Origin of the sequence: Clostridium sartagoforme (genome assembly GCF_039521405.1) — a bacterium.
GTDB lineage: Bacteria > Bacillota > Clostridia > Clostridiales > Clostridiaceae > Clostridium > Clostridium sartagoforme.
This window is the reverse complement of the sequence record NZ_BAAACH010000038.1, coordinates 322,799-342,137: the sequence shown is the minus strand read 5'-3', so window position 1 is coordinate 342,137 and position 19,339 is coordinate 322,799. Positions and strand designations below refer to the sequence as shown.

Below are 19,339 nucleotides of genomic sequence, written 5' to 3'. Positions count from 1 at the left end.
AAATAACTATCAAATAATTATGCATTTTCATGTTGGAACTTTTCAACATTTTGAGGTTGACATTTACAGGAACTAAGTTAATAGCATCTTTATACACTAATTTCACCTCAAAACTTAAATCGATTTGTAATACAATTTTTCAAAACCTTATATTAGTATCCTACATAATTTATGGATTATAATTTCAGTATTCATTCAAATAAATTCTAGCTTAAATAAATATTGGCTTTCTAATTTTAAATTCCCTTACCATAGTATAACTATGCGCTATATTACTATGAACTATAAATTTTTAAATCTTACGGTATCTTCGATTTTGAAATTCTATATTTAATTATAATTTATTTACCTTACAATTCCTTAACAAAATTCTTAAATTTAACTTAATCGTATATAAATACAAGTTAGATATTTTTATGTTACAAGATAATATCATTTATAATATCTTTAGTTATTAAAAAAAGGATATGATTTATAGATTTAGCTATAAATCATATCCTTTCATTAATTATCAACTATACGCTACCCATTTTCAATCGTCGCTATATATGGTTTATAAGCATATCTCCATCATTTTTAATAAGCTCATTATCAAAGTATTGATAGTAATAGCATTTTAATTTACCACTATATAGCTTTCTGTTTTTAGTTGATTTTCTTCCAAATGGACCTTCAAATCCTTCATAAGATGTAAGAACATTATAATCCCAGTTGAAAAATTTCTTTTTAAAGCTTCCAAAGATTTTATATAATTGTTCTACTTCCTTCTTTTCTCCCAATCGTTCTCCATATGGAGGATTAGAAATTATAACTCCATATCTGTTACTATTTGAAAAATCATTAAAATCTCTTCTTTGGAATTCAATATATTTTGAAACACCTGCTTTTTCTGCATTACTTCTTGCTACTTTAAGTATTCTTACATCTATATCATATCCTATAAGCTTTATATCTTTATTTTTAATTGCTCTTTCCGCACCTTCTCTTACTTGTTCGAAAACATCAGAATCCATTGTTGGCCAAGTTTCACATGTAAAACTTCTACACATTCCTGGTGCTATATTTTGCATAATCATAGCAGCTTCTATAAGTATTGTCCCTGATCCGCAAAAAGGATCAACTAAAATAAAATCTTCTTTCCATCTAGAAATAAGTACCATGGCAGCTGCTAAGGTTTCTTTAAGGGGTGCTGCTCCTGCTTCTTCTCTATATCCTCTTTTATGTAAACCTGGTCCTGAGGTGTCTATTGTTAATGTTACAACATCTTTTAGTATTGATACTTCAATTTTATATAATGGTCCATTTTCTTCAAATTGGCTTATTCCATAAGAATTACTCATACTGTCTACTATAGCTTTTTTTACAATAGATTGACAATCTGGTACACTATGTAATGTTGATTTTACGGATTTACCATTAACATGCATAATACCATCTATAGGGATTATATCACTCCATTTTACATTCTTTGTACCTTGAAATAATTCTTCAAAACTTCTTGCTTCAAATTCTGCCATCTTTATTAATATTCTATCTGCTGTTCTTAAATGAATGTTAGCTATTGCAATATCCATTTCATCTCCTGTAAAATGTACCTTGCCATTTTCTGTTCTTAAGTCTTCATAGCCTAAAGCTTTTAATTCTTTTGCAGTAATACCTTCAAGACCAAAGGTTGTTGTTGCAATTAAATCATATTCCATATTATTCTCCTCTATTTTTCTTCGTAAATTTTTACTGAATCATTACCATCAATTTCTTCTATTTCTACCGCTATTATTTCACTTTTTGAAGTTGGGATATTCTTACCTACATAATCAGCCCTTATTGGTAATTCTTTATGTCCTCTATCTATCAATACAGCTAATTGTATTTGTTCTGGCCTTCCTGAATCAATTATAGCATCAATTGCCGCCCTTACTGTTCTACAAGTATATAATACATCATCTACTAATATGACCTTTTTACCTATAACATTTACACCTAAATCCATATTATTAACTCTAGGCATATCTTTTATTTCAGTTATGTCATCTCTATATAATGATATATCAACATAGCCTACAGGAACTTTTATTCCTTCTATATTTTCTATATTTCTTGCAATTCTTTGTGCTAAAGGATATCCTCTTCTTTTAATACCAATTAAAACTATGTTTTCAATACCTTTATTTTTTTCAATTATTTCATGTGAAATTCTTATTAAAGTTCTTTTTATTGCTTTATCATCTAATAAATTTGCCTTTAAGTTCATTTAAATCCACCTCTATTTTCTTATATTTTCTAATAATTCTAAATAATATTTAGGTAAATCTGAATCAAATTCCATATATTCCTTAGTTCTTGGATGAATAAATCCTAAAGTTTTTGCATGTAATACTTGACCTTGTAATTTAAACTTTTGCTTTTTATTACCATAAATAGGGTCCCCAACTAAAGGATGCCCAATTGAAGACATGTGAACTCTAATTTGATGTGTTCTTCCTGTTTCTAGCCTGCATTTTACTAAGGCTGTTCCATTATTATATTGCTCTAAGACTTCATAATGGGTTACGGCTCTTTTTCCATCTTCAACTATAGCCATCTTTAATCTATCTTTTTTATTCCTTCCTATAGGTTTATCCACGATTCCATCAGATTTACTAAATCTACCCTCAACTAATGCATAATACTCTCTCTTTATAGTATGTTCTTTGAATTGCTGCGCTAAACTATTATGAGCTTCATCATTTTTAGCTATTACTAATATTCCAGATGTATCTTTATCTATTCTATGGACTATTCCAGGTCTTATAATACCATTTATTCCTGATAAATCTTTACAATGAAACAGCAGTGCATTTACTAATGTTCCACTATAATTACCTGGGGCAGGATGTACAACCATTCCTTGTGGTTTATTTAGTACTATTACATCTTCATCCTCATAAACTATGTTAAGTTCTATATCTTCTGCTTCTACATCAAGATCCATTGGAGCTGGTGTACTTACTATTATTACATCACCATTTCTTAGTTTATAATTACTCTTGACTTCTTTATTATTCACTATAATTGCATTAGAATCTATTAATCCTTGTATAAAAGATCTAGATTTTCCATCTATAACATTAACTAAATATTTATCTATTCTAACTCCAATGTCTTCTTCTTTTATTTTAAATACTAATTCGTCCATTAATATTGTTCTCCATTTTCCTTATAATTCTTTACACATTATAATACATAAGAACTTTACACTCAATAGTAAAAAGAAAATAAAAAATCCGTATTAAACGGATTTTATGTATTAGTTCTTTGCAAAGAAGCTTTTTATTTCGTCCATATCTTCAGTATAAACTTCTTCTATTTCTTCTATGTTCTTACTGGATAATTCAATAACATCAATTGCTGCTTCTTCTAATGGTTCTGATATATTATAATTCTTAGTTAAGTCCTTCTCTAATTCATCAAAAGTTTCTGTTTGTGCATTCATAAAGTTTCTAAATTTAGCTCTAAACTTTATGAACTCTTGCTTTACCTTTTCATATTCATCATTTATAGAAACTACATCATTATGAGCCTTGTCTAAAATTTTCTTAGCAGAATCATTTGCATTTTTCAAAATTATTTCTGCCTCTTTTTGTGATGACTCTCTTGCTTGTTCAGCTGCATTTTGCGCTAATAACAGTGTGTTTTGAATTGTATTTTCTATTTTTGAATAATGCTCTAATTTTTCATTAACTCTTGATAAATTTTCTTTTAATCTTGAGTTCTCTTTATAAAGTTCTTCATAATTTTCTATAATTTCATTGATAAATTCATCAACTTCATCACTACTGTAGCCTCTAAACCCCTTTTTGAATTCTTTATTACTTATATCCATTGGAGTAAGTTTCATAAAATCACCTCTACACATTATATATATTTTTTTACTACAATTCTCTGCTTCCCACTTCTAGTTTCGCCAATTATTTCGCCAATTATAAACTTTCCAATTCCTCTGATTGTAACTCTAGTATCTTTTGAAATTTCTTGACTTTTATCTCTAGCTTTGACATAATCTATTAACACTTTGCCACTTTCTATAATTTCAATTGCTTTTGATCTTGATACATTCGAAATTTTTGCTACAATACTGTCTGCTCTTAATGAAGATACATTTATAAATATTTCTTCAAACTGAGCAGAGGGCAATTCATTATTATCTTCTATCACTTTTATCTCAATTGGAGACTTTCCAATATGTGATAAATTATTCAATATAAAATCACTTATATCTTCTAAGACAGGAATATATGCTTTATCTTCTTTAACTATTATGTCTCCTAATTTATCACGCTCAATTCCCAATGACAATATTGATCCTAAATAATCTTTATGTTTCAAATTTGAAAAATTAGATTTATTACTTATTCTTAAAATTTTAATAGGATAATTGGTTTTATAATAATTATTAAAAGCAATTATTCTTCTTTCGGATTCTTCAAAAAGTCCATTTGTTTCAACTACAAAATTGCTATTATTACAGTTTCCCTCAAAAAAACTCCATATATTTGGTGAATGAAAGTTATTTGTAAATATAGGTATATCTTTTTCATAAGCTAATTTATATTTTTCATATATTTTTAAAGCTTCGTTTATATCTTCTTCACTAAAGCTTTTTATTACAGTTTCTTTTTTTAACATTAAATCTACATCCTATTGTTAATTAAAATATTAATTATAAACTATTAATAAACATTATGTTTGATTAATTATTTATTCCAATTAAATAATGCCTTTGAGCTAAGTTCATTTTTTAATTCATTTGTAACTTCCACATTAGAAGGTGATAATAAGTAAACTCTTTGCTCTATTTCTTGTAATGTAGCACCTAAAACATAACAAGATCCACTTATAAAGTCTACTAATCTTTGTGCTACCTTTGTTTCTAAAGTAGTTGCATTAACTAACACTATTTTTCTTGCTTTTATAGCATCAGCAATTTCTCTTGCATCATCATAGCTATTTGGTTTTGTTACCATTACCTTTGCTGTAGATGCAGTATGAATATTTACTACTTTATTTCCTTTTTGTTTTGATATAATTGGTTCAATTTCTTCTTGTATTTCTTCTTCAAGTTCTGTATCTTCTAAATCCTCTAAATCATCCTCATATTCACCAAGTCCAATTATTTCTTTAAATTTTCCAAACATGTTACCCATTCGTTAATCCTCCTAATATATTTCTTTTACCAAATATTCCTTCACCAATTCTTATTAAATTAGAGCCTTCTTCAATAGCTATTTTATAATCATTAGTCATCCCCATAGATAAGATTTCCATCGAAATATTTTTATATGACCTTTTACTTAAAGTATCATATATATCTTTCATTTTTTTAAAATAATATCTATTTTCAGTATCATTTCCTTTTGGAATTATGGCCATTAATCCTTTAACTTTACAATTATTACATAATTCAATTTCATTTATTAAACCATCTAACTCTTCCTCAAAAATTCCACTTTTATTTTCCTCTTTGCCTATATTTATTTGTATTAAAAGATTAGCTATAAAACCTTCTTTTGAAAATTCACTTTCTATCTTTTTTAATAGTTTAATACTAGATAATGAATGTATTAAATAGACTTTACCTACTAAATACTTAACTTTATTAGTTTGCAAACTACCTATAAAATGCCACCTTATATCTTTTTCAAGAATTTCTTCTTTTTCAATAAGCTCTTGTACTTTATTTTCGCCAAAATCTTTTTGTCCAGCCTTATATGCAAGTTCTATATCTTCTATAGGCTTAGTCTTTGAAACTGCTACTAATGTGACATCTTTTGATAAATTTTCTTTTATTTTATTTATATTTTCTTCTATAACCAAGTCTTTTCCTCCTAAAGAAGTTATTAACATATACACTGTAAATATTCTTCAAAAAAACTTAAATTCCTTCAATTTTAAAATATTTTTTAATAAAATTTTATTTTTTCTGATATACTTCCATATATTTCACATCTGTATTTTGTTTTGTTGCAGAAATCACTATTTCATCTTTTTCTGACACCTCTATTTTTAATTTTCTTAAAAGCAATTTTTGTATAAAACTATTTTCTGCTAATAAAGATGCTTTCATTTCCTCGGGATTGCCTATAGCATAAATATAAAATGGAGATGAAACATTTGATTGATCTTCAAATGCTATAGCCGCCGAATAACATATTACTCCAGTATTAGGTAGTATTCTATGATCATTTATGGCTATAGCTTCTGCGCCTGCATTTTTTAACTCATTTAAAACCATTGCTGCGTCAGAATCATGGAATATCTTTCTCCATATCTCATAATAAGATTCTAAGTTATAATTTATATCTCCATCTAATATCTTTATTACTAATCCCGGCCCTTTAACAGATGTGATTCCACCTAAAGCTCCATAATCAATTAACTGATTTTTCATATCTTCAACTAGCTTCTTACTCTTCTCAGGATCATTACCTTCATATTTACTTATTTTGTATCTATAATCTATATTTTCATTTTTTATTTTTTCTATTTCTTTGTACAATTTACTTCTTTCTTCTACTGCATTTTTATATTCAACTGCATTTAAAGATACATTAATCTTAGTATTATTTGCATTAATTCCAATTATTATAAGCAATCCTGTTACAACTGATGCCGATAAAATAAAAAATGTTGATTTTATATTTTTCATTTATTCACCTCGTTCACGAGATTTTAACTTTTCAATTAATAATCTTCTTATAACTGCAAAGTTATCAAATATTCTACCTCCAAAAACAATAACTGCTGCTATATACATTGGAATTCCAAGCTTATCTCCTAAGTATGCAAGACCCGCCGCTAACAATGCATTACCAAAGAAACCTGAAATAAATATATCTGATTTAAAGTTTTTTGATAAAGATGCTCTAACCGCACCAAAAACAGAATCTAAACATGCTAAAATTGCAACAGACATATAGGGAGATAAGGTCTCTGGTATATTTACATCTAATAATAATCCTAAAAGTACACCTATTAATAATCCAATAAATGCTATCATCAAAATCTCCCTCCTTTAATTTATAGGTTTAACAAATTCACTTGTTAAAGACTGAGTGGTTTTATTTATTATAATCTCGTCACTTTCTTTTACTTCGCTATTATAATTTTGTAATGCTTGATACTCTAATACTCCAACAAAAGTTACTGCATTTTTTAACGCTTGCTTATCGCCTATAGCTTTTATTACTATCTTATCATTAGGATCTATTCTTCCAGCTGATCCTATCCAAATCCAATTTCCTGAATTCCTTATACCACTTTGTGGAGTAATTCTATAATCATTTACAGATATTGCTTCTGCTTTTGCAAATTTTAAAGAATTAACTATATAAGCTATTTCTTCTTCACTAATAATTCTAGTTGTAGTTGAATTATTAGAGCCAAAAATATTAGTTTTAGGAGTTATAGTTATAACTACTCCTGGACCCTTAACATCCACTAACCCTAAATTCATTCTAGTATTATCAAGCTGCTTTTTTATTTCTCCTTCAACAGCACCATCTTTTGCAACGGTTTCTTCTAGTTGCTTCAGTTTTTCGGATAATATATTATTAGACTCTAAGAACTCTTCTTTTTCTTTTTTTAATGCTTCTATTTCTGCAATTATATCTAAATTTTGAACTATTTTATTTTCTTTATTTTTTTCATTAAGTAATTTAAATTGATGCGCAAGCAAAAATCCTAAAAATGCACAAACAACTGCAACAAATATTTGTGATGTAATCTTCTTCATATAGCTTCCCCCTTTACTAATCAATTTGCTTTATAACTGGTGGACCATTAAAACTCATATCAATATACCCCTTTGAAATAACTCCTTGTTCAATTGCATTAAGAGCCAAATTCATTTTATGTGCTAAGTTAGTAATATCTCCAATTATTATTTCTACATTTCCTATATAACATACTATATTATTTATATCTTTAATATCTATTTTAGAAAAAACATATTCTTGTGGCATTAACTCTATTATTTGATAAAACTTCTCTAATACATTTTTCAAATTAGGATTATCAGTTACCTTATCTCCTACAGTCTTTTCCGTTAAATCAGCTCCTGTAAGCATAATTAAATTTCTGCCTTCTAAACTATCTAACTCTTCCACAATTATTCCTTCATTATTAATTGCCTTTAAATTTCCTTCACTTTCAAAATAATAAGCTATTTTATTTTCCTTTATATTTATATTCAAACTATTTATACCTTTTTTAGTTATTTTTATTTCTTTTACATAAGGATTTTCTTTTAGTTCTTTTTCAATCTCATTATAATCTATAGTGAATATATTTTGCCCTATATTATATTTTAGTTTTTCTTGTAAACTTTCATTTGTTAAAGTCACTAAGCCTGTTAAATTAATTTTTTTCAAATTGAATAAAGGTGATTTATATATAAATATTATAATTCCTATTGTAAAAACAAACAAAGCTAAAATTAATCTTTTTATTACTTTCTTCTTCTTTTTTTTTCTTATAAATTGATTTGTATTATTCATAATTCCCCTACTTTTACATAATATAATCACTTACTATAATAATATCACTTTCTGGGTATTTTTTCATTATTATTTTTACTAAATTTAAACTTTTTATAATAATTTAATAATTTTATAATAATTTAATACTTTTCTCACATAAAAAAGAGTGAGAATTAACATTAAAACTCACTCTTCACAATAACAATTTATATCTCTTTTCCTTGAACTTGTCTTGATATGTTTAAAAGTATCCCTATTGCCATCATATTAATCACAAGAGATGTACCTCCGTAACTTATAAACGGCATTGGAACTCCTGTTACAGGCATAGAACCTGTTACAACTGCAATATTAATAATTGCTTGAACTGCAATTATTGATGTTATTCCTATAGCTAATAATGTTCCATAAGTATCCTTAGCTTTCATTGCAACCTTTATACCTCTCCATACAAAAAATATAAATAATACAATTATAAATAAACAGCCAATTAATCCAAGTTCTTCACCTATAATAGAAAATATAAAATCATTATGAGGTTCTGGCATATACAAAGTTTTTTGTCTTGATTGGCCAAGACCTAATCCTGTCACTCCTCCAGCACCTAGCGCGTAAAAAGATTGAATTAATTGATATCCATCTCCTGCTGGATCTTTCCATGGATTTAAGAAATTAAGCATTCTTGCTCTTCTATAATCTTCTCCAAAGATAAATAACATAACTGCAACTAACAATACTGGAGCAACTTTTCCAAATAAATCTTGAATTCTTCCACCTGCCACAAAAAGCATTATAAAAGTAACAATCATAATTATTGCAGCTATACTTAAGTTTTTTTCAGCCAATATCATTGCTGCAAAGAATCCTGATACTCCAAGATATGGTACTATACCAGACCAAAACTTTTTAACTCCATCTCCTTTTAAATCTAAGCTCATAGCTAAAAATAAGACTATAACATATTTCGTAAGCTCTGATGGTTGAAATGATAATGGTCCAAGTTGAATCCATCTTTTCGCACCATTTACTGCTGGAAAGAAAAATACTGCTATTAACAATGGTACTGTTATTATTAAAAGATGTGGAGTAATTCTTTTTAGCTTATGATAATCAAAACTAACCATAAAACCCATAGCTATCAATCCAGTAATTGCCCAAATTAATTGTTTTTTTAAGTACACCATACTATCGCCTTCTTTGAACATCGCATAGTATGAACTTGCTGAATATATCATAATTACCCCTATTGCTAATAAAAATATAACGGAATAGAATATACCATAGTCAATTTCACCCACTTTTCCATGGGCTTTTTTTTCTCTCATAAAAACTCCTCCAATTCAGTAATTAAAGGGCTATAAATCCTATAAAGCTTAATATCACAGTCACTATAGCAAAAACTGTAACAATTTTTGTTTCACTCCATCCTTCTTGCTCAAAATGATGATGAATTGGTGCCATCTTAAACAATCTTTTTCCCCTTAATTTATAAGAGGAAACTTGTAGTATTACTGATATTGTTTCAAAAACATATATTCCACCAACAATAAATAATACTAATGGCAGCTCTAAGACTAATGCAATAGTAGCTACAGCACCTCCAATTGCTAGTGATCCTGTATCACCCATAAATACTTTGGCAGGATATGCATTGAATTTTAAGAATCCTAATAACCCACCTGCTAATACAATTGAAAATACTGCTAATGATTCATGTTTCATTATAAATGCTACAACTGCAAAAAATGTTAATACTAAAACACTTACAGTAGATGCTAAGCCATCTAACCCATCTGTTAAATTAACTGCGTTAGTTGCACCTGCATAATAAACTATTACAAAAGGAATATAAAGTATACCAAGTGGAATTTTTGTATCTATAAATGGTATTCTTAAACTTGTTCCTAAGTTAACATATCCATATACTGCAATAGCAGTTGAAAATATAACCAATAATAACATCTTTTGCCATGCCTTTAATCCTTCATTTTCCTTTTTCACAATCTTTAGAATATCATCTAAAAATCCTATAAATCCAAAAGCAAGTAATGAATAAAGTGCAATCATAGCTTCATCTGTTGGATTAAATCTCATTACCACCATTACTATAGCTGTTGAGATTATAAATATAACTCCTCCTATAGTTGGAGTTCCAGCTTTTTTCAGATGGCTTTGAGGCCCTTCTTTTCTTATATTTTGACCAAACTTTAATCTTCTAAGCATTGGTATTGTTATAGGTCCTAGTACTAACGATATTATAAAAGCTAATACTAATCCCAAAGTTAAATTTGATGTAAATATGTCTATTAATTTATCCCCCATTGTTCCTGCCCTCTAAAAAGGACAGTTCACCTCCTTCGTTATATTGAGACTTCTTCCAATGAACTAACTATATCTTCAAACTTCATACCTCTTGAAGCCTTTACTAAAACTACATCATTTTCTTTAATTATAGTGCTTAAATTATTTATACACTCTTCTTTTGTAGTAAAAGTAATTAAGTTTTCTCCTGCAAATCCTTCTTTAAAACAATCATTATATTTTCCTATTGCTATTAATAAATCTACTTTATTTAAAGCATATTTTCCTACTTCCTTATGAGAATTTGCAGCTTCTTCACCTAGTTCATTCATAGTCCCAAGTATAGCTATTTTCCTTCCTATTTTATAAGTACTAAGTACATCCATTGAAGATTTCATTGAGTCTGGACTAGCATTATAACAATCATTTATAATTGTTATCTTATTTTTTTTAATAACTTGCAGTCTCATTGATGTAGCTTCTAAATTTTTTATCCCTCTTTTCATTTCATTAAAAGTTACATTTAATTTTTTAGCTACTTCTATTGCAAGCATTGAATTTAATACATTATGTTTGCCAGCCATCGGTATTGTAAATATAATTTCTTCTTCTTTATCTTTAACAGTAAATGTTGTTTTGTCCTCCTCTAGTATAATATTAAATGCATAAACATCATATTCATGATTATATCCAATTTTTAGGATTTCAAAACACTTGTCTTGTATTTTTAGCAAGTTTTCATCTTCTCCATTTATTATAAGAGAGTTTTCTTCACCAAAATAATTGAATATCTCACTTTTAGCCTTCAATATATTTTCTTGAGTTTTTAAGTTTTCTATATGAGATAACCCTATGTTAGTAATAACAGCTATATCAGGTCTTGCACAATTTGCAAGAACATCTATCTCTCCTAGGTTACTCATTCCCATTTCTAAAACTGCAACATCTATTGAACTATCAAGTTCTAAAATCATAATAGGTAATCCTATTTGATTATTAAAGTTTCCTTTAGTTTTAAAAACCTTATATTTCTCACTTAAAAATGCTGCAATTAAATCTTTTGTAGAAGTTTTTCCACATGACCCAGTAACACCTACTATTTTTAAACCTAACTTTTTCCTATAGTAATGAGCAAGCTGTAATAAAGCTTTTTCTGTATCTTGAACTTTTATTACCGTTTCTAAATTATCTCTATTATTTAAATCAAATAGTACTTCATCAATTATTGCTACAGAGGCTCCTTTTTTAAAAGCTTCTAAAACAAATTTATTTCCATTAAAATTTTCACCCTTTATAGCTAAATATACATTATTTTTTTCTATTTTTCTTGTATCAATGCAAATACTATTAAATTCAGTTTTGCCCATAAATATTACTTCGCCATTTACAGCTTCTAAAAGCTCTTTTAAAGATAATTCCAATTTATCCACCTCTAATTATTTCTTCTTATTTGCTAAAATATCATCTACTATTTCTCTTTCATCAAAATGAATTACACCTTCATTAACAATCTGATAATTTTCATGTCCTTTTCCAGCTAAAACAATCACATCTCCTTCTTCTGCCATGCCTAAAGCAAGCTTAATTGCCTCAACTCTATTTTCAATTGCTAAATAATTTGATTTTTTAATACCTGCAACTATTTCTTTTATAATTACCATTGGATCTTCTTCTCTTGGATTATCTGATGTTATTATTGCTAAATCAGCAAGTTCAGTCCCAATTCTTCCAAGCTCAGCTCTTTTAACTTTATCTCTATCTCCGCCACATCCATAAACAGCTATTAATCTATTTTTAGTAAATCCTTTTAATGTTTCTAAAATATTTTTTAATCCATCAGGAGTATGGGCAAAATCTATTATTATATCATATGGTATATCATATTTGTATCCTATTCTTTCACATCTACCAGGTACAACAACATCTAATAAGCCTTTTCTCATTAATTCTTTATCTATACCTAAAATGCTCATTGCCCCCACAGCACCTAGCGCATTATACACATTGTATTCTCCTGGCAGCACAGAGTTAAATTCTTCTCCATTTATCTTAAAATGTATGTCTCCTTCTTTTAACATAAGATCTGAAGCTTTAAAATCACTCTCATTTTTTATTGAATACGTCTTTATTTCTTTATTATCTAATTTTTCAACATCTCTTAATACTCTATAACCGAAATCATCGTCAACATTTATTACACAAGACTTACTTCTTTGAAATAATTTAAATTTTGCATCATAATAATTATCAAAAGATTTATGAAAATCTAGATGGTCTCTTGTTAAATTTGTAAATATTCCTATTTCGAACTCACATCCGTATACTCTATCTAAATATAGTGAATGTGATGAAACCTCCATAACGCAATATTCACAATCTGCCTCTACCATGTCCTTAAATAATTTCTGAAGCTCTAATGATTCAGGAGTGGTTCTTTCAGACTTAATTTTGGTATCACCTATATAATTAGCTATAGTTCCAACTAAACCAACTTTTTTACCTGCCTTTTCTAGCATAGATTTTAAAAGATATACCGTAGTAGTTTTTCCATTTGTTCCTGTAACACCTATTAATTTTAATTTCCTAGTTGGATGTCCATAATAGTTAGCCGCCATTAAAGCAAGAGCTTTTCTTCCTTCTTTAACAAGTAATACTGTTACATCATTTTCTTTAATATCTATATTTTTTTCACAAATTATTACTTTTGCTCCTGCTTCTATTGCCTTATTAGCATAATTATGTCCATCAACTTCAAAGCCTGTAAGACATACAAATAAGTCATCTACTTCTATTTTTCTACTATCATATTGAATGTTATTTATTTCCTTTTCTAATTCTCCACTTAATAATTGATAACTTACTCCATTTAATAAATCTAATAACTTCATTTCACCATCTCCTTATTATTCTAAAAAGAACTCCCTATCTCTTTTGTATAAAATTTTAGCATGTGAGTTTCCCACATGCTAATGTAAAGGGATATTCTAAATTAATCTCCGTATTCATCGCTTAATATAAGTTTTACATTAGTTCCTTTTTTAATCATTTCCCCTTTTGGAATACTTTGTTTTATTATAGCTCCTTTACCTTCTGAGGTATAGCTTACACCTAGATCCTCTAAAAGTTTAGTTGCTGAATCTAAAGAGTATCCCCTTAAATCAGGCATAATAACATTTTTATTATAAGACTCTGAGTCTCCTGTGTCTATATTAATCTTAGAATTTTCTTTAACAGTATAGCCTGGATAAGGTTTCACATCTGTTATTATAGACCCATTTCCATCAATATTATACTCTAAATTATATTCTTTTAATATTTTTTTAGCTTCACTAACTTCAAGACCTCTTATTTCTGGAATAACTACATCTTTAACTATACTATCTATATCATCTTTTGATATTTCTGAACTCATGTAGTTGAATATATCAGTGAATAATATATTGGCAAGAGGGGCAACTATTTGTCCTGCATAATAAGTACCTGTTCCAGGTTCATCTATAGAAATAAATATTGAAACTTTAGGATCATCAGCTGGTGCAAAACCCGCTAAAGAAGAAATGTATTTCCCTGACTCATATCCACCACCATTTGGATTAACTTTTTGGGCGGTTCCTGTTTTAGCTGCAGTATGATATCCTTCAACATATGCTTTGCTTGAGCCCCCATAAGAAACAGTTCTTTCTAAATAATCTCTAAGTATAGCTGTTTTTTCTTCACTTAAAACTTCTGTTATTGTTGGTTCAAAATTTTTATCTACAACTATATTGCCTTCATCATCTTTAGATGTAATTTGTTTCATTATATGAGGTTGAATTAATTTCCCGCCATTTACTATACTATTAAAAGCAGTCATATATTGAATTGCATTTACTGTATTAGTTTGACCAAATGAAATTGTAGCAAGGTCCGCTTCAGTAATATCTTCAGTTTTCTTTGTTATTCCTTTTGCTTCTCCTGGCAGGTCAACTCCACTCACCTTACCAAACCCTAATTTCTTAATATATTCATTTAGTTTTTCTTTTCCTATTCTTTTACCAATTTCCATAAACCCAACATTACATGAGTTTTGAAGTATCTCTGGTAATATTTGAGTTCCATGTCCTGATGTTTTCCAACATTTTATTGTATGTGGTCCAACTTTTAAACTTCCATTACAAGTAAAGGTATCAGACTCTTTAACAAGCCCTTCTTCTAAATTTCCTATCATTGTTACAACTTTAAAAATTGATCCTGGTTCAAATGTATCATTAATCAAATGATTTCTCCACATTTTTTGAACTTTTTCTGCAGTATTTGATCCTTCATAATTTTCTACACCTTCATATGGATTATTAGGATTAAAATCAGGTTTATTCACCATTGCTAAAATTTCACCATTAGTAGGATTCATTATTATTATAGAAACTTGCTTTGCTTGGTTATCCTTATATCCTTTTTCCGCTACCTTTTCCGCAAAAGCTTGCAAATTAGCATCTATAGTTAAAACAACATCTTTCCCATCTACTGGAGGAGTAAATTTTGAAATAGTGTATGGAAGCTCATCATTATACTTATCTATTTCTGATATACGCAATCCCGGTGTTCCTGATAAATAAGAATTATATTGTAATTCTACTCCTGTTAATCCTTGTCCATCAATGTTAGTACTTCCTAATACATGTGCTAAGAAGTTTCCATTTGGATAATACCTTTTGGTATCTGGAGATACTATTACTCCAGGTATGTTTAATTCCTTCACTTTATCAGCCGGTTCTTTTTCTATTCTTCTAATTAAGTTGGCACCACCAGCATCAGCACCGCTTGGAAGCTTTGTATTAAGTTTTTTTAATACTTTTTCAACATCAATCTCTAAGGCTTCTGCTATTTTAGGCGCTATAGAATCATTAGTTAAATTTTCCTTCCTTAAATGTGACCGTATTGAATTCAAGTCAAAGTCTACTCTATAAACATTTGCAGATACAGCTAGTTCTACTCCATTTCTATCTAGTATTCTACCTCTTCTTGCATCAATTTTAACTTCACTTGTCCACTGTTCTTCAGCTCTTTCTGAATATTCACCTCTTTTAACTATCATTATGTAAGATAATCTAAATATCAAAAGAGCAAATAAACATGTTAATGCGGTAAGCGCTAATGACATTCTTTTTTTCATTAGCGCTTTATCTCTATAATTCTTTCTATTCACATCAATGCCTCCATGTAATTAATTAAAAACATGTTGAGTGTAACTTAACACTCTTTATCTTGGCACGTGTACTATTTTATTACTTATGTTTATTCATTTAAGTTTGCAAAAAAGTTTTTACTTAAATCTATTTCCACTGAATCATCCTTTTGTGGCATTTTCATTCCAACATTATTAGCAATATTCTTTATATCTACAAACCTTCCATTGTCTTTTAATAACTTTACTCTTAATGCTTCTCCTTCAGCAGTAACAGTCTTTATTTCACTTTTCACTTTTAAAAGATCATTCTGCATTTTATAAACTTTACCATCTCTTGCTATAGTACTAACTCCTAAAATTAATACAACACAAGATACTTGAAGGATGTTTTTAACAATAGCCTTTTTTGCATCTCTTTCTTTTCTTTGTAATTCTCTTTGTTTTTTTTCTTGATTTTCTTTTTCTATTCTTCTGTCTATATCATTATATTTTCTTTTTGGATTTAATGCTGTATTACCTCTTATATAATCATATTCTCTATCGACCATTTTATTACATCCCCCATACATTTTACTTAACTTTTTTTAAATTTTCTCTATAATCCTCAATTTAGCACTTCTACTTCTTGGATTTTCTTCTACTTCTTCTTTACTAGGATCTATAGCTTTTCTACTTATTAATTTAACTTTAGCCACTCCACCGCATACACAAATCGGAAAATCTTTTGGACATGTACATGATGTTGCTAATTCTTTAAATTTAAGTTTAACTATTCTATCCTCCAAAGAATGGAAAGTTATTATTGCCATCCTTCCACCTTTATTTAATCTATTTACTCCATCTTCTATTGCTTTATTTAATATAGATAGTTCACTATTAACTTCTATTCTAATCGCTTGAAATGTTCTTTTTGCAGGATGAGGCCCTTCTCTTCTTGCTTTAGCTGGTATAGCCGCCTTAATTATTTCAACTAATTCCACAGTAGTTTCTATAGGTTTGTTTTGTCTGTTTTCTACTATGAACCTAGCAATTCTTTTTGCAAATTTTTCTTCACCATAGTCTCTTATTATTCTGTAAATTTCAGTTTCTTCATATTCGTTTACAACCTCATATGCAGATAATGAATTTTCTCTATTCATTCTCATATCTAAAGGTGCCTCTTGCATATAACTAAATCCTCTATCACCTTCATCTAATTGATAAGATGACACACCTAAATCCATAAGCATTCCATCTATTTTTTCAATATCTAAAGAATTTAAAATAGAATCTATATTATAAAAATTACTATGAACGAACTTTACATTTTCAAAATTTTGTAACCTTTCACTGGCTGCTTTAAGAGCATCTTTATCTTGATCTATACCAATCAAAGTTCCTTCTTTTGAAAGCTTTTTTAATATCTCTAGGGAATGCCCTCCACCACCTAGTGTCCCATCGACATATATTCCATTTTCTTTAATATTTAATCCTTCTATGCATTCATTTAAAAGCACAGATATATGTTTAAATTCCATAATACTACTCCTTATATTCCTAAATCACTCATTTTTTCAGCAATAGAATCAAAATCCATATCTGACTCATTATATTCTTGCCACTTTTCTTTACTCCAAATTTCAACTCTAGTTAGTACTCCTATACTTACTATTTCCTTTTCTATACATGCATATTCTTTTAAATTTTGTGGAATTAAACCTCTTCCTTGTTTGTCTACTTCAACTTCACAAGCTCCCGAAAAAAAGAATCTAACAAATGCTCTTGCATCTTTATTAGTAAGTGGTAAAGATTTCAATTTATTTTCAAGGGTTTTCCATTCATCCATTGGATAAGCATAAAGACAGCCATCTAAGCCTTTAGTAATTACAAAGTTATTACCTAAACCTTCTCTTAGCTTTACAGGAACTATCATTCTGTTTTTAGCATCTATTGCATGTTGATATTCTCCTATAAACATCTTCATACCTACTTTCTTATAAATTCACTCCACTTTTAACCACTTTTAACCACTCTATACTACTATTCTATAGAATTTTAATGATTTCTTCAAGAATTATTTAACTTTTTAATAATTTATTTTACATAATTAATAAAATCATATGAAATTTTACTAGAATATTTTGAAAATAAAAAAAGACTGATTAATATCAGTCTTTTTTTAATGTAATTAAACATTAAATCTAAAGTTCACTACATCTCCGTCTTTCATAACATATTCTTTTCCTTCTAATCTATAAAGCCCTTTTTCCTTAGCCGCTGCTTCTGAACCACATTCTACTAAAGCATCATAAGAAACTATTTCAGCTCTAATAAATCCTCTTTCTATGTCTGAATGTATTTTACCAGCTGCTTGAGGGGCTTTTGTTCCTTCCTTAATAGTCCAAGCTCTTACTTCTTGAACTCCTGCTGTTAAATAACTTATAAGCCCTAATAATTTATAACTTCCACGAATAAGTTGATCTAGCCCTGATTCTGTTAAGCCATATTCATTTAACATTTCTTGCTTTTCATCATCTTCTAAACCTGATAGCTCTTCTTCAAGCTTTGCACAAACAACAACAACTTCTGAATTTTCACTTTCAGCATGTGCTTTTACTTTTTGTACATATTCATTATTTGTGTTTCCTTCCATCATATCATCTTCTGATATGTTACATGCATAAAGTACTGGCTTGGAAGTTATCAAAAATAATCCCTTTATTAATTCTTCTTCTTCTTCAGTAACTTCTAAGGTTCTTATAGGTAGGTTTTGCTCTAAATGAACTTTAACTTTTTCCATTAAAGCATACTCTTCCTTAGCTTTCTTATCTCCGGATCTAACTTGCTTAATTGATCTTTCCATTCTTCTTTCTAGCACTTCTAAATCAGCAAATATAAGTTCTAAGTTTATAGTTTCTATATCTCTTATTGGATCAACTGAACCTTCAACATGAACAACATTTCCATCATCAAAACATCTTACAACATGAACAATTGCAGAAACTTCTCTTATATGAGATAAAAACTTATTTCCTAATCCTTCACCTTTAGAAGCACCTTTTACTAGTCCTGCTATATCATAAAACTCAACTGCAGTATAAACTTTCTTCTTAGTATTATACATTTTTTCTAAAACATCTAATCTTTTATCTGGTACACTAACTACTCCAACGTTTGGCTCTATAGTACAAAAAGGATAGTTTGCTGACTCCGCTCCAGCTTTTGTAATTGCATTAAATAAAGTACTTTTACCTACGTTTGGTAAACCAACTATTCCTAAATTCATCTATGTACATTCCTTTCTTCTCTTAAATCATATCTTTAAAATTATACTCTACAATATTAATTATTTCAACATATATAAGCCATAATAAGG

Annotated in this window: 20 protein-coding genes; all 20 read right to left on the bottom strand. The window is 28.5% G+C overall.

What is annotated here, in order from left to right:
• Positions 1 to 542 precede the first annotated feature (542 nt).
• The 20 genes from ABDZ60_RS17220 to ychF all read right to left on the bottom strand — a co-directional run bounded on the left by ABDZ60_RS17220 (position 543) and on the right by ychF (position 19,249).
• Positions 543 to 1,700 carry a THUMP domain-containing class I SAM-dependent RNA methyltransferase gene (locus tag ABDZ60_RS17220; protein WP_343779803.1) on the bottom strand — a complete coding sequence of 386 codons (1,158 nt, stop codon included), beginning with the start codon at positions 1,698 to 1,700 and terminating at the stop codon, positions 543 to 545.
• Positions 1,701 to 1,711: 11 nt separating this feature from the next.
• Positions 1,712 to 2,251, bottom strand: coding sequence for a bifunctional pyr operon transcriptional regulator/uracil phosphoribosyltransferase PyrR (pyrR, locus tag ABDZ60_RS17215; RefSeq protein WP_016206829.1), 540 nt, complete (start codon positions 2,249 to 2,251; stop codon positions 1,712 to 1,714).
• A 12-nt stretch (positions 2,252 to 2,263) separates the two neighbouring features.
• Entirely contained in the window at positions 2,264 to 3,175 is a 912-nt protein-coding gene (locus tag ABDZ60_RS17210) for an RluA family pseudouridine synthase (protein WP_016206828.1), read from the bottom strand.
• A 111-nt stretch (positions 3,176 to 3,286) separates the two neighbouring features.
• Positions 3,287 to 3,877, bottom strand: coding sequence for a DivIVA domain-containing protein (locus ABDZ60_RS17205; RefSeq protein WP_016206827.1), 591 nt, complete (start codon positions 3,875 to 3,877; stop codon positions 3,287 to 3,289).
• Between the two features lie 17 nt (positions 3,878 to 3,894).
• Positions 3,895 to 4,665: a YlmH family RNA-binding protein gene (locus tag ABDZ60_RS17200; RefSeq protein WP_343779797.1), complete on the bottom strand. Its 771-nt coding sequence runs from the start codon at positions 4,663 to 4,665 to the stop codon at positions 3,895 to 3,897.
• A gap of 68 nt (positions 4,666 to 4,733) precedes the next feature.
• Entirely contained in the window at positions 4,734 to 5,183 is a 450-nt protein-coding gene (locus ABDZ60_RS17195; protein WP_047000424.1) for a cell division protein SepF, read from the bottom strand.
• Positions 5,176 to 5,853 carry a YggS family pyridoxal phosphate-dependent enzyme gene (locus ABDZ60_RS17190; RefSeq protein ID WP_343779795.1) on the bottom strand — a complete coding sequence of 226 codons (678 nt, stop codon included), beginning with the start codon at positions 5,851 to 5,853 and terminating at the stop codon, positions 5,176 to 5,178. The genes ABDZ60_RS17195 and ABDZ60_RS17190 overlap by 8 nt, the downstream gene beginning before the upstream one ends.
• A gap of 97 nt (positions 5,854 to 5,950) precedes the next feature.
• Positions 5,951 to 6,685, bottom strand: coding sequence for a DUF881 domain-containing protein (locus ABDZ60_RS17185; RefSeq protein WP_047000422.1), 735 nt, complete (start codon positions 6,683 to 6,685; stop codon positions 5,951 to 5,953).
• Positions 6,686 to 7,036 (bottom strand): small basic family protein, encoded by a 351-nt coding sequence (locus ABDZ60_RS17180; protein WP_343779822.1) that lies wholly within the window; start codon positions 7,034 to 7,036, stop codon positions 6,686 to 6,688. It lies immediately after the preceding gene.
• Positions 7,037 to 7,051: 15 nt separating this feature from the next.
• Positions 7,052 to 7,771, bottom strand: a complete 720-nt coding sequence (locus tag ABDZ60_RS17175; protein WP_343779792.1) for a DUF881 domain-containing protein — start codon at positions 7,769 to 7,771, stop codon at positions 7,052 to 7,054.
• 16 nt (positions 7,772 to 7,787) lie between these two features.
• The gene (locus ABDZ60_RS17170) at positions 7,788 to 8,534 is read right to left on the bottom strand and encodes a cell division protein FtsQ/DivIB (protein ID WP_343779790.1); all 747 of its coding nucleotides are present in this window, start codon (positions 8,532 to 8,534) and stop codon (positions 7,788 to 7,790) included.
• Between the two features lie 188 nt (positions 8,535 to 8,722).
• Positions 8,723 to 9,841 (bottom strand): stage V sporulation protein E, encoded by a 1,119-nt coding sequence (gene spoVE / locus ABDZ60_RS17165; protein WP_016206819.1) that lies wholly within the window; start codon positions 9,839 to 9,841, stop codon positions 8,723 to 8,725.
• A 22-nt stretch (positions 9,842 to 9,863) separates the two neighbouring features.
• Positions 9,864 to 10,838, bottom strand: a complete 975-nt coding sequence (gene mraY / locus ABDZ60_RS17160; protein WP_016206818.1) for a phospho-N-acetylmuramoyl-pentapeptide-transferase — start codon at positions 10,836 to 10,838, stop codon at positions 9,864 to 9,866.
• A gap of 38 nt (positions 10,839 to 10,876) precedes the next feature.
• Complete coding sequence (locus ABDZ60_RS17155; protein WP_343779787.1) at positions 10,877 to 12,238, bottom strand: UDP-N-acetylmuramoyl-tripeptide--D-alanyl-D-alanine ligase; 1,362 nt, start codon at positions 12,236 to 12,238, stop codon at positions 10,877 to 10,879.
• Positions 12,239 to 12,253: 15 nt separating this feature from the next.
• Positions 12,254 to 13,705, bottom strand: coding sequence for a UDP-N-acetylmuramoyl-L-alanyl-D-glutamate--2,6-diaminopimelate ligase (locus ABDZ60_RS17150; protein ID WP_343779785.1), 1,452 nt, complete (start codon positions 13,703 to 13,705; stop codon positions 12,254 to 12,256).
• Positions 13,706 to 13,806: 101 nt separating this feature from the next.
• Complete coding sequence (locus ABDZ60_RS17145; RefSeq protein WP_016206815.1) at positions 13,807 to 16,002, bottom strand: stage V sporulation protein D; 2,196 nt, start codon at positions 16,000 to 16,002, stop codon at positions 13,807 to 13,809.
• An 89-nt stretch (positions 16,003 to 16,091) separates the two neighbouring features.
• Positions 16,092 to 16,532 (bottom strand): cell division protein FtsL, encoded by a 441-nt coding sequence (locus ABDZ60_RS17140; RefSeq protein ID WP_016206814.1) that lies wholly within the window; start codon positions 16,530 to 16,532, stop codon positions 16,092 to 16,094.
• A gap of 36 nt (positions 16,533 to 16,568) precedes the next feature.
• Entirely contained in the window at positions 16,569 to 17,501 is a 933-nt protein-coding gene (rsmH, locus tag ABDZ60_RS17135) for a 16S rRNA (cytosine(1402)-N(4))-methyltransferase RsmH (RefSeq protein ID WP_016206813.1), read from the bottom strand.
• Positions 17,502 to 17,512: 11 nt separating this feature from the next.
• On the bottom strand, positions 17,513 to 17,941 hold the full coding sequence (mraZ, locus tag ABDZ60_RS17130; RefSeq protein ID WP_016206812.1) for a division/cell wall cluster transcriptional repressor MraZ: 429 nt from the start codon (positions 17,939 to 17,941) through the stop codon (positions 17,513 to 17,515).
• A 210-nt stretch (positions 17,942 to 18,151) separates the two neighbouring features.
• The gene (ychF, locus tag ABDZ60_RS17125) at positions 18,152 to 19,249 is read right to left on the bottom strand and encodes a redox-regulated ATPase YchF (RefSeq protein WP_016206811.1); all 1,098 of its coding nucleotides are present in this window, start codon (positions 19,247 to 19,249) and stop codon (positions 18,152 to 18,154) included.
• Between the last annotated feature and the right edge of the window lie 90 nt (positions 19,250 to 19,339).